At 70.9% G+C, this 25,087-nt stretch carries 27 protein-coding genes; 19 read left to right on the plus strand and 8 right to left on the minus strand.

Annotated features, from left to right (window positions below; all coding sequences use genetic code 11):
• Window positions 1-13: 13 nt before the first annotated feature.
• The 6 genes from C1N81_RS26600 to C1N81_RS26625 all read left to right on the plus strand — a co-directional run bounded on the left by C1N81_RS26600 (window position 14) and on the right by C1N81_RS26625 (window position 6,145).
• Window positions 14-1,300, plus strand: a complete 1,287-nt coding sequence (locus C1N81_RS26600) for a polysaccharide deacetylase family protein (protein ID WP_394433206.1) — start codon at window positions 14-16, stop codon at window positions 1,298-1,300.
• 66 nt (window positions 1,301-1,366) lie between these two features.
• Window positions 1,367-1,987, plus strand: coding sequence for a TlpA family protein disulfide reductase (locus C1N81_RS26605; protein ID WP_394433207.1), 621 nt, complete (start codon window positions 1,367-1,369; stop codon window positions 1,985-1,987).
• Between the two features lie 6 nt (window positions 1,988-1,993).
• Entirely contained in the window at window positions 1,994-2,770 is a 777-nt protein-coding gene (locus C1N81_RS26610) for a cytochrome c biogenesis CcdA family protein (RefSeq protein WP_394433209.1), read from the plus strand.
• A gap of 3 nt (window positions 2,771-2,773) precedes the next feature.
• Window positions 2,774-4,507 carry a cytochrome c biogenesis protein ResB gene (locus C1N81_RS26615; RefSeq protein WP_394433211.1) on the plus strand — a complete coding sequence of 578 codons (1,734 nt, stop codon included), beginning with the start codon at window positions 2,774-2,776 and terminating at the stop codon, window positions 4,505-4,507.
• Window positions 4,504-5,601 (plus strand): c-type cytochrome biogenesis protein CcsB, encoded by a 1,098-nt coding sequence (gene ccsB / locus C1N81_RS26620; protein WP_394433213.1) that lies wholly within the window; start codon window positions 4,504-4,506, stop codon window positions 5,599-5,601. The genes C1N81_RS26615 and ccsB overlap by 4 nt, the downstream gene beginning before the upstream one ends.
• A 25-nt stretch (window positions 5,602-5,626) precedes the next feature.
• The gene (locus C1N81_RS26625; RefSeq protein WP_394433215.1) at window positions 5,627-6,145 is read left to right on the plus strand and encodes an SRPBCC family protein; all 519 of its coding nucleotides are present in this window, start codon (window positions 5,627-5,629) and stop codon (window positions 6,143-6,145) included.
• Between the two features lie 18 nt (window positions 6,146-6,163).
• Here C1N81_RS26625 and C1N81_RS26630 read toward each other — a convergent pair whose 3' ends face one another.
• Window positions 6,164-6,757: a TetR/AcrR family transcriptional regulator gene (locus tag C1N81_RS26630; RefSeq protein WP_394433217.1), complete on the minus strand. Its 594-nt coding sequence runs from the start codon at window positions 6,755-6,757 to the stop codon at window positions 6,164-6,166.
• A 101-nt stretch (window positions 6,758-6,858) separates the two neighbouring features.
• On the opposite strand from C1N81_RS26630, the gene C1N81_RS26635 reads away from it, so the two are divergent.
• Entirely contained in the window at window positions 6,859-8,727 is a 1,869-nt protein-coding gene (locus tag C1N81_RS26635) for a serine/threonine-protein kinase (RefSeq protein WP_394433219.1), read from the plus strand.
• Window positions 8,728-8,763: 36 nt separating this feature from the next.
• On the opposite strand, the gene C1N81_RS26640 is transcribed toward C1N81_RS26635, so the two are convergent.
• A complete protein-coding gene (locus tag C1N81_RS26640) occupies window positions 8,764-9,159 on the minus strand; it encodes a PLD nuclease N-terminal domain-containing protein (protein WP_394433221.1) in 396 nt (131 codons plus the stop codon).
• A 125-nt stretch (window positions 9,160-9,284) separates the two neighbouring features.
• On the opposite strand from C1N81_RS26640, the gene C1N81_RS26645 reads away from it, so the two are divergent.
• The 4 genes from C1N81_RS26645 to C1N81_RS26660 all read left to right on the plus strand — a co-directional run bounded on the left by C1N81_RS26645 (window position 9,285) and on the right by C1N81_RS26660 (window position 12,823).
• Window positions 9,285-9,686: a hypothetical protein gene (locus C1N81_RS26645; RefSeq protein ID WP_394433223.1), complete on the plus strand. Its 402-nt coding sequence runs from the start codon at window positions 9,285-9,287 to the stop codon at window positions 9,684-9,686.
• A gap of 67 nt (window positions 9,687-9,753) precedes the next feature.
• Entirely contained in the window at window positions 9,754-11,205 is a 1,452-nt protein-coding gene (locus tag C1N81_RS26650) for a menaquinone biosynthesis decarboxylase (protein ID WP_394433225.1), read from the plus strand.
• A complete protein-coding gene (mqnP, locus tag C1N81_RS26655) occupies window positions 11,205-12,110 on the plus strand; it encodes a menaquinone biosynthesis prenyltransferase MqnP (RefSeq protein WP_394433227.1) in 906 nt (301 codons plus the stop codon). The genes C1N81_RS26650 and mqnP overlap by 1 nt, the downstream gene beginning before the upstream one ends.
• 119 nt (window positions 12,111-12,229) lie before the next feature.
• The gene (locus tag C1N81_RS26660; RefSeq protein ID WP_394433229.1) at window positions 12,230-12,823 is read left to right on the plus strand and encodes a Uma2 family endonuclease; all 594 of its coding nucleotides are present in this window, start codon (window positions 12,230-12,232) and stop codon (window positions 12,821-12,823) included.
• Here C1N81_RS26660 and C1N81_RS26665 read toward each other — a convergent pair.
• Window positions 12,808-13,425, minus strand: coding sequence for a rhomboid family intramembrane serine protease (locus C1N81_RS26665; protein WP_394433231.1), 618 nt, complete (start codon window positions 13,423-13,425; stop codon window positions 12,808-12,810). The genes C1N81_RS26660 and C1N81_RS26665 overlap by 16 nt on opposite strands.
• A gap of 80 nt (window positions 13,426-13,505) precedes the next feature.
• Between C1N81_RS26665 and C1N81_RS26670 the strand changes: the two genes are divergently transcribed.
• The 3 genes from C1N81_RS26670 (at window position 13,506) to mqnE (ending at window position 16,007) form a co-directional block, all read left to right on the plus strand.
• Complete coding sequence (locus C1N81_RS26670) at window positions 13,506-14,186, plus strand: UbiX family flavin prenyltransferase (protein ID WP_394433233.1); 681 nt, start codon at window positions 13,506-13,508, stop codon at window positions 14,184-14,186.
• Window positions 14,187-14,290: 104 nt separating this feature from the next.
• Window positions 14,291-14,746 (plus strand): Lrp/AsnC family transcriptional regulator, encoded by a 456-nt coding sequence (locus C1N81_RS26675; protein ID WP_361073621.1) that lies wholly within the window; start codon window positions 14,291-14,293, stop codon window positions 14,744-14,746.
• 97 nt (window positions 14,747-14,843) lie between these two features.
• Window positions 14,844-16,007 carry an aminofutalosine synthase MqnE gene (gene mqnE, locus C1N81_RS26680; RefSeq protein WP_394433235.1) on the plus strand — a complete coding sequence of 388 codons (1,164 nt, stop codon included), beginning with the start codon at window positions 14,844-14,846 and terminating at the stop codon, window positions 16,005-16,007.
• 12 nt (window positions 16,008-16,019) lie between these two features.
• Here mqnE and C1N81_RS26685 read toward each other — a convergent pair whose 3' ends face one another.
• Window positions 16,020-16,544, minus strand: coding sequence for a GNAT family N-acetyltransferase (locus C1N81_RS26685; RefSeq protein ID WP_394433237.1), 525 nt, complete (start codon window positions 16,542-16,544; stop codon window positions 16,020-16,022).
• Window positions 16,545-16,652: 108 nt separating this feature from the next.
• Here C1N81_RS26685 and C1N81_RS26690 point away from each other — a divergent pair, with 108 nt between their 5' ends.
• The 3 genes from C1N81_RS26690 (at window position 16,653) to C1N81_RS26700 (ending at window position 19,452) form a co-directional block, all read left to right on the plus strand.
• Window positions 16,653-16,946, plus strand: coding sequence for a DUF4229 domain-containing protein (locus tag C1N81_RS26690; protein ID WP_394433239.1), 294 nt, complete (start codon window positions 16,653-16,655; stop codon window positions 16,944-16,946).
• A gap of 381 nt (window positions 16,947-17,327) precedes the next feature.
• Window positions 17,328-18,677: a dicarboxylate/amino acid:cation symporter gene (locus C1N81_RS26695; RefSeq protein ID WP_394433241.1), complete on the plus strand. Its 1,350-nt coding sequence runs from the start codon at window positions 17,328-17,330 to the stop codon at window positions 18,675-18,677.
• Window positions 18,678-18,834: 157 nt separating this feature from the next.
• Window positions 18,835-19,452: a TetR/AcrR family transcriptional regulator gene (locus C1N81_RS26700; protein ID WP_394438247.1), complete on the plus strand. Its 618-nt coding sequence runs from the start codon at window positions 18,835-18,837 to the stop codon at window positions 19,450-19,452.
• Here the strand turns inward: C1N81_RS26700 and C1N81_RS26705 are convergent.
• Together C1N81_RS26705 and C1N81_RS26710 are read right to left on the minus strand one after the other, a co-directional pair.
• Entirely contained in the window at window positions 19,438-20,322 is an 885-nt protein-coding gene (locus tag C1N81_RS26705; protein WP_394433243.1) for a MaoC family dehydratase, read from the minus strand. The two genes, C1N81_RS26700 and C1N81_RS26705, sit on opposite strands and share 15 nt — an antisense overlap.
• A 71-nt stretch (window positions 20,323-20,393) precedes the next feature.
• Window positions 20,394-21,740 (minus strand): 3-oxoacyl-ACP reductase, encoded by a 1,347-nt coding sequence (locus C1N81_RS26710; protein WP_394433244.1) that lies wholly within the window; start codon window positions 21,738-21,740, stop codon window positions 20,394-20,396.
• Window positions 21,741-21,809: 69 nt separating this feature from the next.
• Here C1N81_RS26710 and C1N81_RS26715 point away from each other — a divergent pair, with 69 nt between their 5' ends.
• Window positions 21,810-23,105 carry an acetyl-CoA C-acetyltransferase gene (locus C1N81_RS26715; protein WP_394433246.1) on the plus strand — a complete coding sequence of 432 codons (1,296 nt, stop codon included), beginning with the start codon at window positions 21,810-21,812 and terminating at the stop codon, window positions 23,103-23,105.
• Window positions 23,106-23,111: 6 nt separating this feature from the next.
• On the opposite strand, the gene C1N81_RS26720 is transcribed toward C1N81_RS26715, so the two are convergent.
• Together C1N81_RS26720 and C1N81_RS26725 are read right to left on the minus strand one after the other, a co-directional pair.
• On the minus strand, window positions 23,112-23,351 hold the full coding sequence (locus C1N81_RS26720; RefSeq protein WP_394433248.1) for an MmyB family transcriptional regulator: 240 nt from the start codon (window positions 23,349-23,351) through the stop codon (window positions 23,112-23,114).
• A gap of 282 nt (window positions 23,352-23,633) precedes the next feature.
• Window positions 23,634-24,476 (minus strand): helix-turn-helix domain-containing protein, encoded by an 843-nt coding sequence (locus C1N81_RS26725; protein ID WP_394433250.1) that lies wholly within the window; start codon window positions 24,474-24,476, stop codon window positions 23,634-23,636.
• Window positions 24,477-24,525: 49 nt separating this feature from the next.
• Between C1N81_RS26725 and C1N81_RS26730 the strand changes: the two genes are divergently transcribed.
• Window positions 24,526-24,990, plus strand: coding sequence for a DUF2000 family protein (locus C1N81_RS26730; RefSeq protein WP_394433252.1), 465 nt, complete (start codon window positions 24,526-24,528; stop codon window positions 24,988-24,990).
• Window positions 24,991-25,087: the final 97 nt, after the last annotated feature.

Below are 25,087 nucleotides of genomic sequence, written 5' to 3' on the forward strand. Positions count from 1 at the left end.
GAATGAGGACGTTATGCGCGATGTCAGCCGTAGGGGACTTCTCGGTCTGGGGGCCGGGGCAGCGACCGCGGTGGCGCTCGCCGGGTGCGGATCCGGCGGCTCGGGCAAGGCCCCGACCGTCTCGCCCGGCGGCCACTCCGGAACCACGCAGGGGCCGAAGCGCCCGGCCGCGAAGCCGATCGGGGACGGCTCGACCGCGTACACCGGGAAGCAGCCGCACCAGCCCGCCGCGCCCGAGCGGCTCGCACCGGGGCAGAAGCCGCCGCAGTTCGTGGTCTTCTCCTGGGACGGCGCGGGCGAGGTGGGCAACGGGCTCTTCCCGCGCTTCCTCAAGCTCGCCAAGGACCACGGCGCGCACATGACGTTCTTCCTGTCGGGCCTGTACCTGCTGCCCGAGTCGAAGAAGCGGCTCTACCACGGGCCGAACAATCCGGTCGGCGCCTCCGACATCGGTTACCTCACCGACGAGCACATCAAGGCGACGCTCACCCACGTCCGCCAGGCCTGGCTCGACGGGCACGAGATCGGCACCCACTTCAACGGCCACTTCTGCACCGGCTCCGGCACCGTGGCGAACTGGACGCCGCAGCAGTGGCGCAGCGAGATCGACCAGGCCACGTCCTTCGTCAAGCAGTGGCGGACCAACACGGGCTGGCGCGACGAGCCCCCGCTCCCGTTCGACTACGACAAGGAGCTGGTCGGCGGCCGCACGCCCTGCCTGCTCGGCCAGGACAACCTGCTGCCCACCGCCCGCGAGCTCGGCTGGCGCTACGACGCCTCCTCGCCCGGCGGCCGCCAGCGCTGGCCCGACAAGAAGAACGGCGTCTGGGACCTGCCGCTCCAGGCCGTCCCGTTCCCCGGGCACAGCTTCGAGGTCCTGTCGATGGACTACAACATGCTGGCCAACCAGTCCCTGAACTCCACCAAGGCGCCCGCCCACAACTACCCGGGCTGGCGCAAGCAGGCCGCCCAGGCCTACATATCCGGCTTCGAGCGGGCCTACGAGACGAACCGCGCGCCGTTCTTCATAGGCAACCACTTCGAGGAGTGGAACGGCGGCATCTACATGGACGCCGTCGAGGAAGCGCTCAAGCACATCGCCGCGACTGCCGACAAGCACAGCGACGTACGCCTCGTCTCCTTCCGGCAGTATGTCGACTGGATGGACGCGCAGGACCCGGCGGTACTCGCGAAACTCCGCACGCTCGACGTCGGGCAGCAGCCCGCCGAAGGCTGGCGGACGTTCCTCGCGGAGGCTGCCGGCAAGGGGACTGCGAATCCGTCGGAAAACACCGCCTGAAATGGGCTTTTCCGTCCATGAGGGGGGTGCGGAAGATCCCCTAAACAGACATGCGAAACTTTTCACATGAGTGCCGCCCGCCGCACCCCGCGCACCCCCGCGACCTCGCGCCGCGCCGCCAGACTGACCGTAGGCGCCGCCGTCGCGGCCCTCGCGCTGACCGCGTGCGGCTCCGGCGGCACCTCCGGTGGCGGCAACAACACCAACTTCGTGACCAGCTCCGGCGGCATCTCCACCGTCAAGAAGGGCGAGCGGCACGACGCCCCCGACCTGAAGGGCGAGGACCTGGAGGGCAAGGCCCTCAAGCTCGCCGACTACAAGGGCAAGGTCGTCGTCCTCAACGTCTGGGGCTCCTGGTGCCCGCCCTGCCGCGCCGAAGCGCCCAACTTCGTCAAGGTCGCCGAGGACACCGAGAAGCAGGGCGTGCAGTTCCTCGGCATCAACACGCGGGACACCAGCACCAGCCCGGCCAAGGAGTTCGAGAAGAGCTTCGACGTCACGTACCCCAGCTACTACGACCCGACGGGCAAGCTGCTCCTCACCTTCGAGAAGGGCACGCTCAACCCGCAGGCCATCCCGTCCACCATCGTCGTGGACCGGGACGGCAAGATCGCCGCGCGCTCCCTGAAGCCGCTGAGCGAGGAGAGCCTGCGCAAGATGCTCGACCCGGTCGTCGCGGAGAAGTGAGCGACGGTGTCCCCCACGCTCGTCACCCTCGCCGCGTATGACAGCCAGAACAGCACGATTCTGAGCGGCGCGCTGCTCCTCGCCATCCCCGTGGCTCTCCTCGGCGGCCTGGTCTCCTTCTTCTCCCCCTGCGTGCTCCCGCTCGTGCCCGGCTACCTCTCCTACGTCACCGGTGTGACCGGCACCGACCTGATGGAGCAGCGGCGGGGCCGGATGGCGGCCGGGGCCGGCCTGTTCGTCCTCGGCTTCACCGCCGTCTTCGTCTCGGGCGGAGCGCTGTTCGGCTACTTCGGGCAGACGCTGCAGGAGTATCAGGGCGTCCTGAACAAGGTGCTCGGCGGCTGCATGATCCTCATGGGCGTGTTCTTCATGGGGCTGATGCCGTGGATGACGCAGCGCGAGTTCCGCATCCACAAGAAGCCCGCCGCCGGTCTGCTGGGCGCCCCGCTGCTCGGCGCCCTGTTCGGCATCGGCTGGACCCCGTGCATCGGCCCGACCCTCGGCTCGGTGCTGTTCCTCTCCCAGGACCAGGGCAGCGCCGGACGCGGGGCCATACTGACCGTCGCCTACTGCCTCGGCCTCGGCGTCCCCTTCGTCCTCGCCGCGATCGCCTTCCGCAAGGCACTCGGCGCCTTCGGCTGGGTCAAGAAGCACTACACATGGGTGCTGCGCATCGGCGGCATCATGATGATCCTGACCGGAATCCTCCTGCTCACCGGCGCTTGGGACAGCCTCGTCGGGCAGATGCGGACCTGGTCCACCGGCTTCCAGGTGGGAATCTGAACTATGAGCAAGACGCGAACCCCTGAGAGCACGGCGAGTGCGGAGAGCACCGAGCAGGAGGCCGGCTCCCAGCTGTCCACCGCGCCGCTCGAGGACCGGGCCCCGAACCTTCCCAAGCTGGGTGTCGTCGGCTGGGTCCGCTGGTTCTGGCGCCAGCTCACCTCGATGCGGGTCGCGCTGATCCTGCTGTTCCTGCTGTCGCTCGGCGCCATCCCCGGCTCGCTGATCCCGCAGTCCGGCACCGACCCGCTGAAGGTCAGCGACTTCCAGAAGGCCCACACCACGCTCGGGCCGCTCTACGAGAAGCTCGGCCTCTTCCACGTCTACAGCTCGGTGTGGTTCTCCGCGATCTACATCCTGCTGTTCATCTCGCTCATCGGCTGCATCGTGCCCCGCACCTGGCAGTTCGTCGGCCAGCTGCGCGGCCGCCCGCCGGGTGCGCCGAGGCGCCTGGACCGGCTGCCCGCGTACGCGACCTGGCGCACCGGGAGCGACCCGGAGCAGGTGCGCGCCGCCGCGCTCGCGCTCCTGAAGAAGCGCCGCTTCCGCTCGCACGTCGCCGGAACCGCCGTCGCCGCCGAGAAGGGCTATCTGCGCGAGGTCGGCAACCTGGCGTTCCACATGGCGCTGATCGTCATGCTGGTCGCGTTCGCCTGGGGCCAGCTGTTCAAGTTCGAGGGCGGCAAGCTCGTCGTCGAGGGCGACGGCTTCTCCAACGTGCTGCCGCAGTACGACGACTTCAAGTCCGGCAACCTGTTCGACAGTGACCGCGACCTCTCGCCGTTCAACTTCACCCTCGACAAGTTCACCGCGACCTACGCGCGCACCGGCCCCGAGAAGGGCACCCCGCGCACCTTCCGGGCGAACGTCAGCTACAGCCAGGGCGCCGACGGCAAGGTGCGGAAGACCGCCATCGAGTCCAACCACCCGCTGGAGATCGACGGCACCAAGATCTTCCTCAACGGTCACGGCTACGCCGTGAACGTCACCGTCCGCGACGGCAAGGGCAAGGTCGTCTCGCAGCAGGCCGTGCCGATGCTGCCGATCGACTCCAACATCTCCTCGCAGGGCGCCATCAAGGTGATGGACGGCTACCGCGACGCCAAGGGGAAGAAGGAGCAGCTCGGCTTCAGCGCCTGGTTCGTGCCGACCTTCGCGGGCGCGGGCAAGGGCACGATGTTCTCCCAGTTCCCAGCCCTCGACTTCCCCGTCCTCGCGCTCAACGCGATGCACGGCGACCTCGGCGTGGACGCCGGACTGCCGCAGAACGTGTACCAGCTCGACACCTCCCACATGAAGGAGTTCAAGGACTCCAAGGGCGAGGCGCTGAAGACCCGTCTGCTGCCGGGGGAGACGATGAAGCTGCCGAACGGGGCGGGCTCCATCACCTTCGACAAGGACATCAAGGAGTGGGTGACCTTCCAGATCTCCCACCAGCCCGCGCAGGGCTGGGCGCTCGGTGGCGCCATCGTCGCCATCTTCGGTCTGGCCGGCTCCCTGTTCATCCAGCGCCGCCGGGTCTGGGTCCGCGCCGTCGAGGGCCCCGACGGGGTCACCGTCGTCGAGATGGCGGGCCTCGGCCGCAGCGAGTCCGCGAAACTCCCCGAGGAGCTGGGCGACCTGGTCGGCCGGCTGCACACCCAGGCGCCGAGCGCCCCCGACGCCCCGGCGACCACCGGGACCCAGGACACCCCCGCATCATCCGCCGCTGTTCCCGCCGAAGGGGCTGAGAAGTGACTCTCGCCGCCGCAACCAACGAATCCCTGGCGCACACGAGTAACGTCCTCATCTACTCGTCCATGGCCGTGTATCTGCTGGCGTTCTTCGCCAACATGGCCGAGTGGATCTTCGGCAGCCGCAGCAAGGTCGGCCGTACCGCCGCGGCGCTGACCGGCGAGGCGCAGGCCGCCGACACCACCGCCGCCGCCGCGGTGCAGGTCCAGGTCAAGCAGAAGAACGGCGCGACCGCGGTCCTGGAGCGGCCGCAGGTCGTCACCCGGGCCGCCGCGGGCTCGCGCGACGTGCCCGACGGGCCCGGCGCCTCCGGCGGCGACGAGCAGGGCGACCTCTACGGGCGCATCGCCATCTCGCTCACCGCGCTGGCGTTCCTCGTCGAGCTGGCCGGGGTCGTCACCCGGGCCCTGTCGGTGCAGCGCGCGCCGTGGGGCAACATGTACGAGTTCAACATCACCTTCTCCACCGTCGCCGTCGGCGTGTACCTGACGCTCCTCGCGCTGAGGAAGAACGTCCGCTGGCTGGGTCTGCCGCTGGTCACCACGGTCCTGCTCGACCTGGGCCTGGCCGTCACCGTCCTGTACACCGCCAGCGACCAGCTGGTTCCCGCGCTGCACTCGTACTGGCTGTACATCCACGTCTCCACGGCGATCTTCTGCGGCGCGGTGTTCTACGTCGGCGCGGTCGGCACGATCCTGTACCTGTTCAAGGACTCCTACGAGAACAAGCTCGCGAACGGCGGTCAGCCGGGCAAGTTCGCGACCTCGGTCATGGAGCGGCTGCCCGCCTCGCAGTCCCTGGACAAGTTCTCCTACCGGATCAACGCGGCGGTCTTCCCGCTGTGGACGTTCACGATCATCGCGGGCGCGATCTGGGCCGGTGACGCGTGGGGCCGCTACTGGGGCTGGGACCCCAAGGAGACCTGGTCCTTCATCACGTGGGTGGCGTACGCCGCGTACCTGCACGCCCGCGCGACCGCCGGCTGGAAGGGCCGCAAGGCCGCCTACCTGGCGCTGGTCGCCTTCGGCTGCTGGCTGTTCAACTACTACGGCGTGAACATCTTCGTCACCGGCAAGCACTCGTACGCGGGCGTCTGAGGGGCCATCCCGGCAAGCTGGACTCATGACCGAGTCCGCGGAGAGCCCCGAGAACGCCGTCCCTGCCGGTATCAGCCGCACCGACGGCACCGTCCACACCCTGTTCTTCACCCTGCGCCTGTCGCACCCCGTCGAACAGGTGTGGCGGGCGGTCGCCACCCCGGAAGGGCTCGAAGGGTGGCTGGCGGCGGCCGACGTACTGGAGCCCCGGCTCGGCGGCGCCGTCACGCTGCGCTGGCTCAACGGGGGCGGCGCGCATCAGGGCCGGATCACCGCCTGGGATGTCGAGCGCGTCGTCGAGTACACCCTCGGCGGCGTGCACGGCCGTATCCGCTGCCACCTGGAGCCGGGCACCACCCTGCGCTTCACCAACGAGTTCGACGGTGACGACGCCCTGCGCCTGGACTGCCTGGCCGACTGGCACGACCACTTCCTGTGCCTGCTCGACGCGCTCGACGGCCCCCCGATGACGCCCGAGGCGTGGCGGGCGTGGACCCCGGAGCGCTGGCAGTCCCTCCGGGACCGGTACGCGGTCCGCTCGTGACCCCCGTCCCGACCGGCCTCAGGGCGTGAGCGAGCGCCAGATCCGGTCCGGCAGGACCCGCGCCGCCTGAGCGAGATCGACGTCACCGACCCCCGCGAGATGACGGCGCGCGACCCCGACGACGGGGCCCAGGACCAGCGACTCGATCAGCGCGTCCGGCAGCGGCGCGATCTCGCCCGACTCGATGTGCCGCCGGATCCACACGGTCAGCGGCGAGAGCCGGGCCTCCTGCGCGTCCCGCACCTGCCTGGCCTGCGCCATGGACAGCTGGTCGGCGCGCGAGGAGTGCAGCAGCCGGGCCGCGTCCGGGTGCTCCCCGACGAACCGCAGATAGGCCCGGACGAGCGCGCGGATGCCGGTGCGGGCGGTGCGGGCGGTGCGCATGGCGGCACCCAGCTCGTCGAGGAGGCGGCCGAGCCAGCGCATCAGGAGCGCGTCCATGAGCCCGTCGACGCTGCCGAAGTGGTGGTAGAGGCTGCCGAGGCTGACCCCGCTCGCCTTCGTCAGAGCGCTGACGGTGATGGACTGCTCGCCCGCCTCGGCGTAGAGGCGCAGGGCGGAGTCGAGGAGGCGGTCGGCGGTCTCCGCGCCGCGCTGTTGCTTGGGGCTCATGGTGACGTCAGGGTAGAACACGGGGTTCCGATCGTGATTTCTATAGGGATTTTCTAGAAAGCCACTCCAGTTCCGCCGTGGTCTGCGCCACACTGGCCGGTGTGTCCGACGAAGCGAATCCGCCCGCGCCGCAGTCGGGTCCCCATGACCTGACGGGCAGCGGGGCCGAGCCGCTGCACGACCGGGACCCCCGCGTGATCGGGGGGTTTCCCCTGGTGGGGCGGCTCGGGGCCGGCGGTATGGGCCGGGTCTACCTGGGTGTCGTGCACGGCCGTTGGGCCGCGGTCAAGCAGATGCTGGCGTCGGTCGTCGCCGAGGACCAGGGGTTCGTCCGCCGCTTCGGGCACGAGCTCGACAACATCGCGCGGCTGCCCGCCGGGGCGACGGCCCCGCTCCTCGCGGGCGACCGGGACGGCGACCCGCCGTGGTTCGCCACGGAGTACGTGCCGGGGATCACCCTGGCCGAGGCCGTCGAGCGGCACGGGGGACCGCTCGACGGGCCCGGTCTGTGGTCGCTCCTGCGGGAGGCGGCCGCCGGGCTCGCCGCCGTCCACGCGCTGGACATGGTGCACCGGGACCTCAAACCGTCCAACGTCATGCTCACCGCCACCGGCGTCACCCTCATCGACTTCGGGATCGCCCGCGCCGCCGAACAGAGCCGGCTCACCCGGACCGGGCTCGTCGTCGGCACGCCCGCGTACATGTCTCCGGAACAGGCCTCCGGGAAACAGCGGCTGACCGGCGCGTCCGACGTGTTCGCGCTCGGCCTGCTCATCGCCTTCGCGGCCTGCGGGCAATGGCCGTACGGCGACGGCGAGGGCAGCCCGCTCTACCGCATCGTGCACGACCGGCCCGACCTCGAAGCGGTCCGCGTACGCGACCACGGCCTCGCCGAACTCGTCGCGACCTGCCTGGACAAGGACCCGGAGGGGCGGCCGACCGCCGCCGAACTCCTCGAACTCACCGCCGACCGGGCCACTTCCGGCTCGCCGGTGTGGCCCGCCCTGGTGCGGGGCGCGCTGGCCGAGCGGAGGGCGTTCGCGGCGCGCACGCCCTCCGGGGGCGGCGGGTCCGGCGCGGACTCCGGTGGCTCCGGTGGCTCCGGTGAGGGTGAGCGGGCGCCCCGGCGGCCCCTGCGGCGGCGGACCAGGGTGCTGCTGGCCGTCGTCCCCGTCGTCGTGGTGATCGCCGGGACGACGCTCGCGATCCGGAACCTGCCGTACGACGCCGGGGACGATCACGCGGCGGGCGGCTCACCGGCCCCGCGGGTCAGCGCCCCCGCCCCGTCGGCGGCGAGCCCGAGCGGCACCTCGGCCCGCGCTTCGAAGAAGCCCAGGAAAACGGAGAAGGCTGACAAGGCGAACGAGGCGGACAAGGCGGCGGACGCGGAGGAGGCCGCGCGGTCGGCAGCGCCCGACCAGGCGGCACACGCCCGGCAGTCGAAGGCGGCGGAGGCACCGGCCGCCGGGGGACAGGGCGGTGGCGCCTCGGCCGGGTCCGGAACCGCCGCTCCTGGCGGCACCAGCGGCACGGGCGGCACCGGCGGCTCGCAGGGCGGTGCCGGGTCCGGCTCCGACGGCGGCTCCGGTTCGGGCGGCTCCGCGCCGCCCACCTCGGGCTCCTACCAGCTGCGCAACGCCTCCACCGGCACCTGCATGGTCCGCACCTCGGGGCCCAGCGTCGGCATGGGCAGCTGCTCGGCCGCCGACGCGACCTGGAAGCTGCTCAGCAATGGCGGCAGCTTCATGCTCCACAATGCGGCGACCGACATGTGCCTGACCAACGCCTACGACGGGCAGAACGTGACCGTGGCGGGCTGCTCGGGCCTCGGCATCGTATGGAACTGGGGCTCCGGCGGATCGCTCCTCAGCACGAAGACCGGCGGCTGCCTCACCCCGGGCGGTTTCGCGGGCGGCGTGACGACGGCCTCCTGCGACGACGCGTCGTCCCAGCACTGGACCAGACTCTGACCGAGGGCGAGGGCGAGGAGGACGCGGGCCGGGGCGTCAGCCCTCGCCCTGTTCCTTTTCCTTCTCGCGGCGCTTCAGCTCCTCCTCGCGGCGGCGCAGGTCCGCCTCCCAGTCCTTGAGGAGCGCCTCGTCCTTCTTGTTCTCCTCCTTCAGGGAGTTCAGGAAGTCCGGGTTGTCGTCCGGCGCGACGAACCGGGTGCGGTGGTTGCGGTGCCACTGCGACGGCGTCGAACCCCCGGCCGGGGCATGGCGCCGCTTGCCCGCGACCAGCCAGGCGATCGGCCCGACCAGGACCTCGCCGAAGAGCAGGATGATGATGACCCACACCACCTTCGGCAGCCCGCGCACCTCCTCCTCCGGGGTGTTCAGACAGTCGATGAAGGCGTAGATCCACAGCGCCAGGACCAGAAGAAAGGGCAGATACCTGAGCATGAGACGCGGTCCCCCCGGGGATGTGGCGAAAGTGCTGGGTGCGTGAAAGCGGGCTCAGGGTAGCGTCTGGCGGACGTGGCGGGAGAACTCCCCGTGGGCGACCGTGGGGCGGGACAGGGGGATTCATGACGGGGGCGCAGCATCCGGCGGTGATCGAGGACCGGTTCCGGATCCGGGCCGAACGGCAGAAGGCATGGGGCATCGGCCTGCTCGTCGCGGCCGGCATCTGCTGGGGGTACGCCGCCTACCAGATGTTCGCGCCGTACGAGACCAAGGTCTGGAGCGTCGACTGTTCCGGGCCCGCGGTCGCGGACCGGGCCGGTGTGTACGACACCGGCGGCGCGAGCGACGAGGTGGTCCGGCGCAAGGCCGCCCTGTGCGCGGAGGAGCGGGACTGGCCCGCCCCCATGACCGCCCTGCTGATCGGCGCCCCGCTCGCGGCCGTCGGCGCCTCGCTGTGCACCGCCGGGGCCGTCGCCCTCGCCCTGCGCGCCCACGCCGCGGAGCTGGCCCGCGCCGAGCGCTGACCCGCCCCGGCCCGCGGGTGCCCGGCCCCCGGCAAGATCCGCCATCAGGGATGACAAACTGGATGGCATGGCTTATGACGATCTTCGCTCCCTGCTCCGGGCGCTGGAGCGCGAGGGTGACCTCAAGCGCATCAAGGCTGAGGTCGATCCGTACCTGGAGGTCGGTGAGATCGTCGACCGCGTGCAGAAGTCCGGCGGCCCGGCCCTGCTGTTTGAGAACGTGAAGGGCTCGGCGATGCCCCTCGCGATGAACGTGTACGGCACCGACCGGCGGCTCCTGAAGGCGCTGGGCCTGAAGGCGTACAGCGAGATCAGCGACAAGATCGGCGGCCTGCTCAAGCCCGAGCTGCCGCACGGCTTCGTCGGCGTCCGGGAGGCGTTCGGCAAGCTCGGCGCGATGACCCACGTACCGCCGCGCAAGGTCAAGGACGCACCCGTGCAGGAGGTCGTCCTGCGCGGGGACGACGTCGACCTGGAGAAGCTGCCCGCCCTCTTCACCTGGCCCGAGGACGGCGGCTCCTTCTTCAACCTGGGCCTGACCCACACCAAGGACCCCGAGTCCGGCGTGCGCAACCTGGGCCTGTACCGCCTCCAGCGCCACGACAAGCGCACCATCGGCATGCACTGGCAGATCCACAAGGACAGCCGCAACCACTACCAGGTGGCCGCCCGCAAGGGCGAGAAGCTGCCCGTCGCCATCGCCTTCGGCTGCCCGCCCGCCGTCACGTACGCCTCCACGGCGCCGCTGCCGGGCGACATGGACGAGTACATGCTGGCCGGGTTCCTCCAGGGCAAGCGCGTGGAGATGGTCGACTGCAAGACGGTCCCGCTCCAGGTGCCTGCCAACGCCGAGGTCGTCCTGGAGGGCTGGCTGGAGCCGGGCGAGATGCTGCCCGAGGGCCCGTTCGGCGACCACACGGGGTTCTACACCCCGCAGGAACCGTTCCCCGCGCTGACGATCGACTGCGTCACCATGCGCAGGCGCCCGCTGCTCCAGTCGATCGTCGTCGGCCGCCCGCCGACCGAGGACGGGCCGCTCGGCCGCGCCACGGAGCGGTTCTTCCTGCCGCTCCTCAAGGTCATCGTCCCCGACATCGTCGACTACCACCTGCCGGAGTCCGGCGGCTTCCACAACTGCGCGATCGTCTCGATCGACAAGAAGTACCCCAAGCACGCCCAGAAGGTCATGCATGCCATCTGGGGCGCGCACATGATGTCGCTGACCAAGCTGATCGTCGTCGTCGACTCCGACTGCGACGTCCACGACCTGCACGAGGTCTCGTGGCGCGCGCTCGGCAACACCGACTACGCGCGCGACCTCACCGTCGTCGAAGGTCCGGTCGACCACCTCGACCACGCCTCCTACCAGCAGTTCTGGGGCGGCAAGGCGGGTATCGACGCGACGAAGAAGTGGCCCGAGGAGGGGTACACACGCGACGGGGGCTGGCCCGAGATGGTCGTCTCGGACCCCCGAACGGCGGCCCTGGTGGACCGCCGCTGGAAGGAGTACGGACTCTAGTGAGCGCCGCTGAAGGAATCCTGCCGCAGCAGCCGGGGCGCACCAAGGCGTTCCTGCGCCTGGTGATGATCGAGCACTCGGTGTTCGCCCTGCCCTTCGCCTATATCGCGGCGCTGACCGCGATGTTCGAGTGGGACAAGAACATCCACTGGGGCCGGCTGCTCCTGGTCACCATCTGCATGGTGGGCCTGCGGACGTTCGCGATGGCGGCGAACCGGATCATCGACCGCGAGATCGACGCCCGCAACCCGCGCACCAAGCACCGTGAACTCGTCACGGGCGCGGTGTCGGTGAAGTCGGCGTGGACCGGCGCCCTGATCGCGCTGGTGATCTTCCTCGCCTCGGCCGCGCTCCTGAACCCGCTCTGCCTGGCGCTCGCGCCCCTCGCCGTCGTCCCGATGATCGTCTACCCGTACGGCAAGCGGTTCACGAACTTCCCGCAGGCCATCCTCGGGCTCGCGCAGGCGATCGGCCCGATCGGCGCGTGGATCGCGATCACCGGCTCCTGGTCGTGGGACGCGGTGATCCTCGGTCTCGCGGTCGGCATCTGGATCGGCGGCTTCGACCTGATCTACGCGTGCCAGGACGTGGAGACGGACCGTGAGGTCGGCGTCATGTCGGTCCCGGCCCGCTTCGGCATCCCGGCGGCCATCCGGGGCGCCCGCGTCTGCCACGCCGTGGTCACGGCCCTGTTCGTCTGGTACGCGCTCACCACGGGTGCCGGCATCTTCTTCTGGGTCGGGCTCGTGATCGTCGCGGGCGCGTTCCTCTACGAGCACACGATCGTGAAGCCGCACGACCTGTCCCGCCTGAACCGAGCGTTCTTCCAGGTCAACGGCTTCATCGGCATCGCGCTCTTCGTGTGCGCCCTCCTCGACCTGCTGGTGCGCGGCCTCACGGTGTGAGGCCCCGGCGGTTCGCGACCGACGCCTCAAGGGTGAAGCCGTAGCGAACGGATCACCTGCGGCCGCACGCTTCCGTAGGGTGCGGCCTACCATCGGGAGCAGGACTCAGGGAGGCCACCGTGACCATCGCGGACAGCGACCGCCTGCACTCGCAGCTCAGCCGGTTCGAGGACATGTTCCCCGGCTATCGCATGGAGATCGTCGAGGGCAACATCATGATGGGTCCGGTCAAGCCGCACCATGGGAAGACCATTCGCCTGGTCTGGAACGCCCTGGAAGCCCAGCTGGGGCCCGAGTGGGACTTCACCAGTGACATCGCGTTCGTCTTCGATGACGAGAACGAGTTCTGCCCGGACCTGGCGGTCATCCCCGCGCCGGACGTGGCGAAGAACGAGAGCGCCTACGCACCGGACCTCGTGGAGCTCGTGGTCGAGGTCGTCGCGAAGGGCAGCGTCAAACGGGACTACGAGATCAAGGCCCGCTGGTACGCCTCCCGGGGCATCGCCCACTACTTGATCTTCGACCCGCTCAAGGGCCACTGCGTGACCATGTGGAACCCCGGGCCGGACGGCTACCGGGGCCGCGACACCCTCCCGTACGGGGCCGAGGTCATGGTCGATTCGCCCCTCGGGAAGCTGAGGGTCGCCACCGAGCGGTTCCCCGTCGACCCCGGGGCGCCGCAGGCGGGAGAGGCGGGTCAGGCCCGGAGCTGACGCTGTGGTGGGCGGCGCACGACGAACGCCGCCGCCACGCCCGCCATCAGGCCGATCAGATGGCCCTGCCAGCTCACGCCCTCGTTGGTCGGGGAGAGGCCCGCCAGGATCGTCGTGCCCCAGTACGCGGCTATGAGGACGCCGACGACGATGCCGAGCGGCCTGCGCTCGACGAAGCCGCTGAGCACGACGAAGCCGAACAGCCCGAAGATCAGCCCCGACGCGCCCGCCGTGTTCGAGTGGGCGGGGGCGACCAGCCACACCCCGAGCCCGTCCGCGACGACGATCAGGGCGCTGGCGAGGAGGAAGCGGCGCATCCCGGAGAGCGCGGCGACGAAGCCGAGGACGAGCAGCGGTATCGAGTTCGCCGCGACGTGGTCGAAGCCGAAGTGGATGAAGGACGCCGGGACGACGTCGACCAGCTCGGCGGGGTCGCGCGGCTGGATGCCGAAGCGGTCGAGGGCGTGCCCCGACGCCGTGTCGACGATCTCGATGAGCCACAGCAGGGCGACCCACCCGACCATGAACTTGCCGGCGGCCAGCGCACGGCCCGTGCCCGTGCCGCGTACACCGCCACCCGTACGGCTGGTGCTGTCCGTCATCTCGGCCCCACCCCCCGGTGAAGGAACGCCCACGGCCCCTGCTCAAGTTCCCCTGAAGGGGCGCCGGATAGGCTCGTGGTGTGGAGCACGTTAACGCACCGAGCCGCAGGCCCTGGGTGGTCGGGGTGTCCGGCGCATCCGGAACCCCGTACGCCGCCGCTGTGCTGCGTGCGCTCATTGATGCGGGCGAGGCCGTGGATCTGGTCGTCTCGCGCGCCTCGCGGCTCACCCTGCTCGACGAGACGGGCATCGCGTTCCGGGACGCGCACTGGCGCGAGGACCTCGCGCAGTGGCTGGCGCGGGGCGCGGACGGCAAGCCGGACACGTTCGGCGGCCTCGACACCGGCGCCGTGCGGTACTGGCCGGCCGGTGATCTCGCTGCGGGCCCGTCCTCGGGCTCGTACCAGGTCAAGGGCATGATCATCGTGCCTGCCTCGACGGCGTGCGTCGCCGGTGTGGCGCTCGGCCTGTCGAAGGACCTGTTGCAGCGCGCGGCGAGCGTGACGCTCAAGGAGGGCCGCAGGCTGGTCGTCGCGGTCCGGGAGACGCCGCTGAACGGGCAGACTCTCAAGCACCTCGTGACGCTCGACGAGGCGGGCGCGATCGTGCTGCCGGCGTCCCCGGCGTTCTACGCGGGCGCGACGCACATCCAGGATCTGGTGGACTTCGTCGCGGGCCGGGCGCTCGACGCGGCAGGGGTGCCGCACACGCTGTACCGCCGCTGGGAGGGTGAGCTGGGGGGAGGCTCGCGTCAGTCGTAGCGGCGCACCCTCTCGGCTTCAGTTATTGCAGGCGTTATCCCCGTACGCCTTGGTTCCTGTACGTAAGCTCGCGTCAACGCTGAACAATGAAAGGCTTTGGATTTATGGACGCCGTGGACAGGCAGCTCATCCAGGCCCTGCGCGAGAACGGCCGCGCCTCGTATGCGGAGTTGGGCCGTCTCGTCGGCCTGTCGGGGCCGAGCGTCACGGACCGCATCAACCGCCTGGAGGCGGCGGGTGTGATCACCGGCTACCGGGCGACCGTCGACTCCGCCTCGCTCGGCCTCGGCGTGACCGCCCTCATCGGCATCTCGCTCTCGGACGCCGCCGACCACGAGGACGTGGCCCACCGCCTCAAGGACCTGCACGAGATCGAGGACTGCTGGTTCATCGCGGGCGACGACTCGTACATGCTCAAGGTGCGCGTCGGTGATGTGGACGGCCTGGAGAAGACGATCCGCCGCCTCAGCGGCACCAAGGGCGTCTCCCGCACCCGGACCACCATCGTGCTCTCCACGAAGTGGGAGAACCGGGTCGGGGAGCTGCCCGAAGAGGTGTGAGCGCGGCGCTGTCGGAGGCTGGGCGTACGGTGGAGCGGACTCGGGGCCAAAGGCGGTCACAAGGGTCGAAGGGTCGTTGGTGAGGAGAGGTACGGGCATGGACGCAGGGCTCAAGCGCGAGCTGGAGCAGAAGGTCAGGGACGGTGAGCGGCTGTCCCGCGAGGACGGCATCGCGCTGTACGAGTCGGACGACCTGGCCTGGCTCGGCGGTCTGGCCCACGAGGTGCGCACGCGCAAGAACGGCGACGTGGTGCACTTCAACGTCAACCGGCACCTCAACATGACCAATGTGTGCACCGCCTCGTGCGCCTACTGCTCGTTCCAGCGCAAGCCGGGCGAGAAGGACGCGTACACGATGCGCATCGAGGAGGCGGTGGGGCTCGCCAAGGCGATGGAGTCGGAGAACCTCACCGAGCTGCACATCGTCAACGGCCTGCACCCGAACCTGCCGTGGCGCTACTACCCGCGCTCCCTGAAGGCCCTCAAGGAGGCGCTGCCGAACGTCGGCCTGAAGGCGTTCACGGCCACCGAGATCCACCACTTCGAGAAGATCTCGGGGCTCACCGCCTCCGAGATCCTCGACGAGCTGATCGAGGCGGGCCTGGAGTCGCTGACCGGCGGCGGCGCGGAGATCTTCGACTGGGAGATCCGGCAGCACATCGTCGACCACGACACCCACTGGGAGGACTGGTCGCGCATCCACCGCCTGGCGCACGAGAAGGGCCTCAAGACGCCCTCGACGATGCTCTACGGGCACATCGAGGAGCCCCGCCACCGCGTCGACCACGTGCTCCGGCTGCGCGAGCTGCAGGACGAGACCGGCGGCTTCCAGGTCTTCATCCCGCTGCGCTACCAGCACGATTTCGTCGACATGAAGGACGGCAAGGTCAGGAACCGTCTCCAGGAGCGCACCACGATGGCGACGGGCGCGGAGGCGCTGAAGACCTTCGCGGTCTCCCGCCTGCTGTTCGACAACGTGCCGCACGTGAAGTGCTTCTGGGTCATGCACGGCCTGCACACCACGCAGCTCGCGCTGCAGCACGGCGCGGACGACATGGACGGCTCGGTCGTCGAGTACAAGATCACGCACGACGCGGACAACTACGGCACGCCGTCCAAGCTGACCCGCGAGGACCTGCTCGACCTCATCCGTGACGCCGGGTTCAAGCCGGTCGAGCGCAACACGCGGTACGAGATCATCCGCGAGTACGACGGCCCGGACCCGGCCCGCCGCGACGAGCCGCAGCCGATGCGCGTCTGAGGCTGCCCGGGTTCAGTACAGCGGCAGCATCATGTGGACGTCGTCCCGGTCGTCCCCCGGGGCGACCCGGATGGCGCCCGGGATCCGGCCGACCTCCTTGTAGCCGCACGCCGCGTAGAAGCGGTCCGCGCCCGTGCCGCCCCGGCAGGTCAGGCGCAGCGCCTCGATCCCGTCGAAGGTGCGGGCCGTTTCCTCGGCCGCCGTCATGAGGGCGCGGCCCTGCCCCTGGCCTTGCAGGGCGGGGCGGACCATCACCACGTAGAGCCAGAGATGGTGCTTCATCAGGCGGTGCGGGTTGTACGCGAGGAACGCCGTGGCCGCCACGGTGCCGTGCTCGTCGCGGCCGACGAGGAGGCGGGTGCGGCCCCCGGCGATCTCGGTGAGGCGCCGCTCCAGCTCGGGCCGGACGGCGTCGCGGGTGACGGGCGGGACGAAGCCGACGGCTCCACCGGCGTTCGACACGTCGGTCCACAGGGTCAGCACCTCGTCGCGCAGCGCTTGGTCCACGGCGGGATCCAGCGTGAAAGTAAGCGTCATGACTGGACAGTAACCATTACAGGCGGGACCGCTCAACAGGATGCCCCGGGCGCGTGCTTCACTGGGGGGACCATTTCGCAACGGATCGCAACGGAAGAGTGGATTGAGATGCTCCGCTACACGCTGATGCGCCTCGGAATCTTCGCGGGCTGCTTCCTCGTCGTCTGGGGTCTCGTCGCCACCGGCATCGTTCCGCGCGGCCTGGGCGGCTCCAACTACCTGTGGGTCGCACTGCTCGCCCTGGTCATCTCCGCGCCCCTCAGCTTCGTGCTGCTGCGCGGCGAGCGCGACCGGGCCTCCGAGAAGATCGTCGCCCGCGTGGACCGCGCCAAGGCGAACATGGAGGCCAACCGCTCCATGGAGGACGAGGCGGACGACGCCGCCCGCGCCCACAACGCGTAATTCGGCTCACATCGCGTAGCACAGCAGACGCCCCCGCCACCGCACAGGTGGCGGGGGCGCCTGTGTTTTCAAGGCATTTGCGGCTTTTCAATCCACGGGTGCCCTCTATTCCCCAAAGAAGCCCTTTGATGTTCTCAAAGCACTGGTGTTAACGTGCTTGTCATGAAGACAGCAGCCGCGCACCGCACAGCCCTGAGCGTTCCGCTCGTGGCGCGCCTGCACGTCGATCTCTGCCGCTGCGTGTCCGCGGCGTGTCGCGCCTGACGCGACCGACCCCGACGCAGCGAGCGCCGCTGACCTGATCCCTCATCTCACGGTCGCCGCTCCCGTACGTACGTACGTCCCCGCCTTGTCCCCGCGCGTTATCACTGGAGTGCTTCCGTGTCCGCGAACACCACCCCCGCCGACGCCACGCCGGCCGAGCCGAAGTCCGGCTCCCGCATACCGAAGATCCCGTTCTGGGCGCAGATCCTGGGCGGCCTCGTCCTCGGTGTGCTGCTCGGCTGGCTCGCCCGCAGCCAGGACATATCGTGGCTGGTCACGACCCTCGACAAGGTCGGCCACATCTTCATCCAGCTGCTGAAGCTGGCGGTCGCCCCGCTCGTCTTCTTCGCGATCCTGGTGTCCATCACCAACCTCCGCAAGGTCAACAACGCGGCGCGGCTCGCGACCCGCACCCTGCTCTGGTTCATGATCACGTCGCTGATCGCGGTCGCCATCGGCCTCGTCATCGGCCTGGTCACCAACCCGGGCGCGGGCACCGGACTCACCCCGAAGGACGGCGCCAAGCCGGACCACGCGGGCTCCTGGATCGACTTCCTGACGGGCATCGTCCCGACCGACGTCATCACGCCGTTCACCGAGCTGAACGTTCTGCAGATCGTCTTCATGGCCGTCGTCGCCGGTATCGCGATCCTCCAGATCGGCGAGAAGGCCAAGCCGATCCTCACCCTCTCCGAGTCGGTCCTGGAGCTGCTCCAGAAGGCCCTGTGGTGGGTCATCAAGCTGGCGCCGATCGGCACCATCGGCCTCATCGGCTACGCGATCGCCACCTACGGCTGGGACCTGATCAGCAAGTACGCGACGTTCACCGCCGACATCTACGTGGGCTGCGCCCTGGTCCTCTTCGGCGTCTACCCGCTGCTGCTCGCGACCGTCGCCAAGCTGAACCCGGTCCAGTTCTTCAAGGGCGCCTGGCCCGCCATCCAGCTGGCCTTCGTCTCCCGCTCCTCGGTCGGCACCATGCCGCTGACCCAGAAGGTCACCGAGCGCCTCGGTGTCCCGAAGGAGTACGCCTCCTTCTCCGTGCCGTTCGGCGCCACGACCAAGATGGACGGCTGCGCCGCGATCTACCCGGCGATCGCCGCGATCTTCGTCGCGCAGATCTTCGACATCGACCTCTCCGTCGGTGACTACCTGCTCATCGCCTTCGTCTCGGTGGTCGGCTCGGCCGCCACGGCCGGTCTCACCGGCGCCACGGTCATGCTGACCCTGACGCTGTCCACGCTCGGCCTCCCGATGGAGGGCGTCGGCCTGCTCCTCGCGATCGACCCGATCCTGGACATGATGCGCACGGCCACGAACGTCGCGGGCCAGGCGCTCGTCCCGGTGATCGTCTCGGCCCGCGAGAAGATCCTCGACCACGACGCGTACGACAACGCCACCTCCTCCCCGGTGGACGAGCCGCAGCAGTCGGCGCCGGAGAAGGCGCCGGTCTCGGTCGCCGCCTGACCGTCCCCCGGTTCGTACACCGGCCCGTGCCCCGCTCCCGGACTCCGGGGGCGGGGCACGGTCGTAGGCTGACCTGTGGAGAAGCAGGATCGGCAGGGTGCGGTGGAAGGCGGCAGGGGTGGGCGGGGACGTGCGGGCCGGGGCGGGGCAGAAGCGGATGCCGCGGGCCGAGCGCGAGCGGCAGATGCTGGACGCGGCGGTCCGGGTGTTCGGCGAGCGGGGCTACCGGGCGGCGTCGATGGACGACATCGCCGAACTCGCCGGGGTCTCCAAGCCGCTGGTGTACCTGTACCTGAACTCCAAGGAGGACCTGTTCACCGCCTGCATCCGGCGCGAGGCGGCGGCGCTCGTCGCGGCGGTGCGGGCGGGCGTGCGCACGGACGTCCCCGCCGACCAGCAGCTCTGGGACGGCCTCACCGCGTTCTTCGCGCACACCGCCGAGCGCCCCGAGGGCTGGGCGGTGCTGCACAGCCAGGCGCGCTCCGGCGGCGACCCGTTCGTCGCGGAGGTCGGGGCGATGCGCGAGGAGATCGTCGTGTTCGTGACGTCCCTGATCGCGAAGGCCGCCCGCGAGGCGCACGAGGAGCCGGGCCCGGCCGAACGCGAGGTCGCCGGGCTCGCGCAGGCCCTGGTCGGCGCGGCGGAGGCGCTCGCGGGCTGGGCCAACACCACCCCGTCCGTCTCCGCGAAGGAGGCCGCCACGACGATGATGAACTTCGCCTGGTCGGGCCTCGGCAATTTGATGGACGGGCGCCGCTGGTCAGCCCAGCGCTGACACCTCCCCACCGACGTGCACCCGGCTGTCCTTCGCCGCCCGCAGCTCGAAGGCGGCCCCCTTGGCGGCGTACGTCACCGTGCCGGGCAGCAGCACGGGCGCCTTGAAGTGCGCCTGTACGTGGACGGCCCCGCCCGCCCCGAACTCGGCGAGGCACCGGGCGACGGTCCACATGCCGTGGGCGATGGCGCGCGGGAAGCCGAAGAGGCGGGCGGTGAGCGGGTGCAGGTGGATGGGGTTGCGGTCCCCGGAGGCGGCTCCGTACCGCCGCCCGAGATCACCGGAGAGCGCCCACTCGCGGTGCGCGGGAAGCGGTTCGAGCGCGGGCGGTTCGGGGTGCTCCGGGCCGGGTCCGGCGCTGTCCCGGCCGCCGCCCCCGCCCGTCCTGTGCCGTGCCAGATACGTACTGGTCGACTCCCAGACGAGCTCCCCGCCGGAGCGCAGCTCGGTCCGCATGACGGCCTCAGTGCCGCGCCGGTGCGGCCGCAGCCCCTCCCCGTACACGGTCAGCTCGTACGTCTCCCCGGCGGACAGGCCGCGCCGCTGCGTGATGTCGATCGACGTGTGCACGAGCCCGAGCAGCGGCAGCGGGAACGCCCGCTCCGACATCAGCCGCATCGCCGCCGGGAACGCGAGGACGTGCGGATACGTGACCGGCAGCTCGGCCCGCCCGGTGGGGAAGGCGCAGACGCGCTCGTACGCGGCGAGGTGCGCCTGCGCGATCGGGAGCCCGGGGAGGACGAGCCGGGTGCCGGGCACCTCGGCGTCGGTCCTGGGCCGCTTCAGGGGGGACAGGAGCGCGCCGCGGGCCATGAGGGGGACGAGGGACGGGAGGGAGCTGAGAGTGAGGGTGCGGGGTGCGGCGGTCATGTCGGCTCCTGGCGGGTCCTGTCGGGTCCTGTCGTGAAGGGGGTTCGGCGGCGACGGGCGGCCCTGGGCGCTCACGCCCCCAGCAGGCTCTGCCCGCACACCCGGACGACCTGCCCGTTCACCGCGCCGGACGCCGGGGACGCGAACCAGGCGGTCGTCTCGGCGACGTCGACGGGGAGCCCGCCCTGCCCGAGCGAGTTCATGCGGCGCCCGGCCTCGCGGATGAACAGCGGGACCGCGGCCGTCATCTTCGTCTCGATGAAGCCGGGGGCCACGGCGTTCACCGTGACGCCGTGCTCGGCGAGGGCGCGGGGCGCGAGGGAGCGGACGAGGCCGATGACGCCGGCCTTGCTGGCCGCGTAGTTGGTCTGCCCGGTGTTGCCCGCGATGCCCGCGATGGAGGCCGTGGCGACGATGCTGCCGCCGCGCCGCACCGCACCCGCCTTGAGCAGGGAGTCCGTGGTCCGCAGCACGCTGGCGAGGTTGACGTCGAGGACCGAACTCCACCGCTCGGCGGCCATGTTGGCGAGCCGCCGGTCCCGGGTGATGCCCGCGTTGTGGACGAGGATGTCGAGCCCGCCGTCACCGGTGAACTCGGCGATGCGCTCACCGGCGTCCTCGGCCGTGATGTCCAGCGCAAGGGCGCGCCCGGCAAGGCGCTCGGCGACCTTCACGAGGTCGGCCTCGGCGGACGGCACGTCCAGGAGGACGACCTGGGCCCCGTCCCGTACGAGGGTCTCGGCGACGGCCTCGCCGATGCCGCGCGCGGCGCCGGTGACGAGCGCGGTCCGCCCGGCGAGGGGGGCGGCCCAGTCCGCGGGGAGAACCGGCTCCCCGCCCGTCCCCCCGACCTCGATCACCTGGCCGCTCACATACGCGGACCGGGGCGAGAGCAGGAACCGCAGCGTGGACTCGGCCGCGCCGACCGGCCCGCCGACCCGCACCAGGTTCACGGTGCGGCCCTTGCCGATCTCCTTGCCGAGGGAGCGGACGAACCCTTCGAGCCCCTGCTGCACGGCCGCCTGGTGGTGGTCGTCGGCGGAGGGCGGCGCGCCGAGCACGATCACGCGCCCGCTCGTGGCGAGGGAGCGGACGACGGGATGGAGCGCGGCGTGCACCTCGGCGAGCGTGTCCAGGTCCGCGACGGCGGTGGCGTCGACGACGGCACCGACGGGACGGGCCGCCGCGAGATCCCGCCCGGAGAGCGAACCGCGCACGTCGAGCCCGGTACGGCCGAGCAGCGCCGACAACTCGCCCCGGTACGCGGAGGGACCGGCGGTGAAGTGCAGCAAAGGCCCGCTGAACTCCGGCTGTTGTGCGGACCAGCGGCGCAGGCGCGCGGGCTGCGGCAGGCCCGTGCGGCGGGTCAGGAAGCGGCCGGGGGCCGTGCCGGTGAAGTTCAGATAGCGATCGGCCATTGTCCAACTCCCTGCGCGGTCGTAAATTTACTTCGGAGTAAGGTTACTCAGTAGTCAGGAGTTGTCGAGATGGTACGCCCCGCCAAAACCCCGGCACCGCCCCGCCGAGTCGCCGTCATCGGCGGCAGCCGCATCCCCTTCGCGCGCTCCGACGGCCCGTACGCGACCGCCTCCAACCAGGAGATGCTGACGGTGGCCCTGGACGGCCTCGCGGGCCGCTTCCACCTCCACGAACCGGGCGCCGTCGGCGAGTTCGTGGCCGGGGCCGTGCTCAAGCACAGCCGCGACTTCAACCTCGCGCGCGAGACCGTGCTCGGCTCCATGCTCGACCCGCGCACCCCCGCCTACGACATCCAGCAGGCATGCGGCACGGGCCTCCAGGCGGTGATCGCCGCCGCCAACAAGATCGCGCTCGGCCAGACGGACAGCGCCGTCGCAGGCGGCTCCGACACGGCCAGCGACGCCCCGCTCGGCGTCAACGACAGCCTGCGCAAGATCCTCCTCGCCGCCCGCCGCGCCAAGTCGACGGGCGCCCGCCTCCAGGCGCTGTCCCGCATCCGCCCCGGCCACCTCGTGCCGGACATCCCGCGCAACGCGGAGCCCCGTACCGGCCTGTCCATGGGCGAGCACGCGGCGGTCACGGCCCGGGAATGGGGCATCGCCCGCGAGGACCAGGACGCGCTCGCCGCCGCCAGCCACCAGCGCCTCGCGGCGGCGTACGACCGCGGTTTCCTGACCGACCTGGTGGTCCCCTACCGCGGCCTGGAGCGCGACCAGAACCTGCGCCCCGGTTCGACGGTGGAGAAACTCGCCACCTTGAAGCCGGTCTTCGGCGTGAAGGACCCGAACCCGACGATGACGGCGGGCAATTCGACACCGCTGACGGACGGCGCGGCGGTGGTGCTGCTCGCGAGCGAGGAGTGGGCGCGCGCCCGCGACCTCGAACCCCTGGCCTACCTGACCGCCTACGAGACGGCGGCGGTCGACTTCGTCGGCGGCGACGTGACCGGGGGAGGCGGCGACGGACTGCTCATGGCGCCCGCGTACGCGGTGCCGCGGATGCTGGAACGGGCCGGGCTCGGCATCGAGGACTTCGACCTGGTCGAGGTGCACGAGGCGTTCGCGTCCCAGGTCCTCGCGACGCTCGCCGCCTGGGAGAAGCAGGGCCTCGCGCCCGTCGACCGGGAGCGCCTGAACGTGGCGGGGTCGTCGCTTGCGACCGGCCACCCCTTCGCGGCGACGGGCGCGAGGATCGTCGCCACGCTCGCCAAACTGCTGTCGGAGACCGACGGCCCGGCCCGCGGCCTGATCTCCCTCTGCGCGGCGGGCGGCCAGGGCGTGACGGCGATCCTGGAACGCGCGTAGCCGCTCTCAGGCGCGGGCGGCGGGATCGAGCCGCGACAGCGCCTCCTCGTCCGGGGAACCGGCCGGTGCCTGGTAGACGACCAGGCGCTGGCCGCCCGTCCGGGCGAGCTGCATGACCTCGTAGGTGAGCGTCATCCCGCTGACCTTCGGATGGTCGAAGGCCTTGACGCCGCCACTGCGCTCGCACACGTCGTACCGGTCCCACATGCGGGCGAACTGGGCTGACTTGAGCAGCAGTTCGCCCACATACCAGCAGAAGGCGCCCCGCAGGGTTGGCGGCCAGCATGTAGCTGTGGCGGCTGACCACGTACGCGGGCATGGGCCGCAGCGCCTCCAGCATCTGCAGCACCGACTCACGCACCGTGTCGTCGCCCGTCGGATGCGGCACGGTGAGCCGGCCCGACGCCAACTCGGCCAGCTCGTACAGCCGTTCACGCGCGTCGCCCCGCAGGCGCAGGGCGCGGCTGAGGGCGTCGATCACCGGCCCCGCCCCACGACACAGCGGGCCACGGCACGAGCCCCGCTTCGTCAGGCCGGGCCGGGCCCCCTTCCGCGTACCCCCCGCGCATACCGCCCCGGTGACGTGCCGACCACGCGTTTGAAGTGGCGGGTCAGGTGTGACTGGTCGTAGAAGCCGCAGCGGGCGGCCACCTCCCCCGCCGGCACCCCGTCCAGCAACAACCCCCGCGCCAGATCAACCCGCCGAGCCATCAAGTACTGATGCGGAGCGATCCCGTACGCCGCCCCGAACGACCGCACAAGATGCGCGGGATGCGCATGCACGAGCGCCGCCGCCTCCCCCAGCTCAACCCCCTCCACGAGCCGCGCGTCAAGCAACTCCCGCAACGCCACCGCCACCCGCCGATCCGCCCCGGGCCGGGCCGCCTCCGCGAGCCGAGGCCGCAATCGCCCCCGCAACCGCTCCCCGACGAGTTCGAGCCGCGACGCGGCCTCCAGCTCGTCCCCGCGCCGCGCCAGCGAGGCGTGCAGCCGGCTGATCCGGTGCCGCAGCAGCGGATCCGCGAGGTCGGGCGTGTCGACGGCGGGCCCGATGAACGAGGAGTCGAGCGGCCCGCACCCCGCGTCGAGGTAGATGACCCGTTTCCGGAAGCCGAGCGGGGTCGCCGCGGACCCGTTGTGCGGTACCTGCGGGGGCAGCAGGGACACGGTCCCGAGCGGCGTACCGTGCTGATGCCGCTCCAGGTCGTAGCGGACAGCGCCTTCGTCGACGATGAGCAGGGTCCAGGTGTCGTGGACGTGCATCGGATAGGCGTGCCGGGTGAAGTGGGCGTGGAAGACCTCGGTGACGCCCGCGACCTCGGGGCGCCACGCGGTGATCTCCTCGGGGCGGGACCCTGTCGCGGCGGCCATGCAAAAAACGTACAAGACGGGGCGACGCGGCGACCGGCAGTCTCAAGGCATGAGCACACAGACCGAGACCGTGACCGACACCTTCGCCGGGCAGCAGCCCCCCGTCCGCTTCGACACGAAGATCGCCGTCCTGCTCCGGGACGACTTGGAGACGTGGCAGCGGCTCAACGTGACGGCGTTCCTCGTGAGCGGTCTGGGCACGCAGGTCCCGGAGGTGGTGGGGGAGCCGTACGCCGACGCGGACGACACGGCGTATCTGCCGATGTTCCGGCAGCCGGTGCTGGTCTTCGAGGGCGGCAAGGAGGTGCTGACGGCGGCGCACGAGCGGGCGCTGCGACGGGCGCTGCCGCGTGCGGTGTTCACGGCGGACCTGTTCGCGACGGGCAACGACCGGGACAACAGGGCGGCGGTGCGAGCGGTGGCAGCGGCGGACCTGGATCTGGTGGGCATCGCGGTGTACGGCCCGCGCAACGCGGTGGACAAGGTGCTCAAGGGCGCACGCATGCACGGCTGAACAAAACCCAGGGCACGAAGCGCAAGACAGGACACGACAAGGCAGGAGCCCCGTCTCACCCCACCGGCGAGGCCGGGACGGGGGAGCGGGGCTCCTT

The organism is Streptomyces sp. SGAir0957 (genome assembly GCF_043523415.1).

What these genes read in the sequence shown, in the direction of transcription:
- C1N81_RS26600 (WP_394433206.1), top strand. Translation starts at nt 14, where the DNA reads ATGCGCGATGTCAGCCGTAGGGGACTTCTCGGTCTGGGGGCCGGGGCA.
- C1N81_RS26605 (WP_394433207.1), top strand. Translation starts at nt 1,367, where the DNA reads ATGAGTGCCGCCCGCCGCACCCCGCGCACCCCCGCGACCTCGCGCCGC.
- C1N81_RS26615 (WP_394433211.1), top strand. Translation starts at nt 2,774, where the DNA reads ATGAGCAAGACGCGAACCCCTGAGAGCACGGCGAGTGCGGAGAGCACC.
- C1N81_RS26625 (WP_394433215.1), top strand. Translation starts at nt 5,627, where the DNA reads ATGACCGAGTCCGCGGAGAGCCCCGAGAACGCCGTCCCTGCCGGTATC.
- C1N81_RS26630 (WP_394433217.1), bottom strand. Translation starts at nt 6,757, where the DNA reads ATGAGCCCCAAGCAACAGCGCGGCGCGGAGACCGCCGACCGCCTCCTC.
- C1N81_RS26640 (WP_394433221.1), bottom strand. Translation starts at nt 9,159, where the DNA reads ATGCTCAGGTATCTGCCCTTTCTTCTGGTCCTGGCGCTGTGGATCTAC.
- C1N81_RS26645 (WP_394433223.1), top strand. Translation starts at nt 9,285, where the DNA reads ATGACGGGGGCGCAGCATCCGGCGGTGATCGAGGACCGGTTCCGGATC.
- C1N81_RS26650 (WP_394433225.1), top strand. Translation starts at nt 9,754, where the DNA reads ATGGCTTATGACGATCTTCGCTCCCTGCTCCGGGCGCTGGAGCGCGAG.
- C1N81_RS26665 (WP_394433231.1), bottom strand. Translation starts at nt 13,425, where the DNA reads ATGACGGACAGCACCAGCCGTACGGGTGGCGGTGTACGCGGCACGGGC.
- C1N81_RS26675 (WP_361073621.1), top strand. Translation starts at nt 14,291, where the DNA reads ATGGACGCCGTGGACAGGCAGCTCATCCAGGCCCTGCGCGAGAACGGC.
- mqnE (WP_394433235.1), top strand. Translation starts at nt 14,844, where the DNA reads ATGGACGCAGGGCTCAAGCGCGAGCTGGAGCAGAAGGTCAGGGACGGT.
- C1N81_RS26685 (WP_394433237.1), bottom strand. Translation starts at nt 16,544, where the DNA reads ATGACGCTTACTTTCACGCTGGATCCCGCCGTGGACCAAGCGCTGCGC.
- C1N81_RS26690 (WP_394433239.1), top strand. Translation starts at nt 16,653, where the DNA reads ATGCTCCGCTACACGCTGATGCGCCTCGGAATCTTCGCGGGCTGCTTC.
- C1N81_RS26700 (WP_394438247.1), top strand. Translation starts at nt 18,835, where the DNA reads ATGCCGCGGGCCGAGCGCGAGCGGCAGATGCTGGACGCGGCGGTCCGG.
- C1N81_RS26705 (WP_394433243.1), bottom strand. Translation starts at nt 20,322, where the DNA reads ATGACCGCCGCACCCCGCACCCTCACTCTCAGCTCCCTCCCGTCCCTC.
- C1N81_RS26710 (WP_394433244.1), bottom strand. Translation starts at nt 21,740, where the DNA reads ATGGCCGATCGCTATCTGAACTTCACCGGCACGGCCCCCGGCCGCTTC.
- C1N81_RS26715 (WP_394433246.1), top strand. Translation starts at nt 21,810, where the DNA reads ATGGTACGCCCCGCCAAAACCCCGGCACCGCCCCGCCGAGTCGCCGTC.
- C1N81_RS26725 (WP_394433250.1), bottom strand. Translation starts at nt 24,476, where the DNA reads ATGGCCGCCGCGACAGGGTCCCGCCCCGAGGAGATCACCGCGTGGCGC.
- C1N81_RS26730 (WP_394433252.1), top strand. Translation starts at nt 24,526, where the DNA reads ATGAGCACACAGACCGAGACCGTGACCGACACCTTCGCCGGGCAGCAG.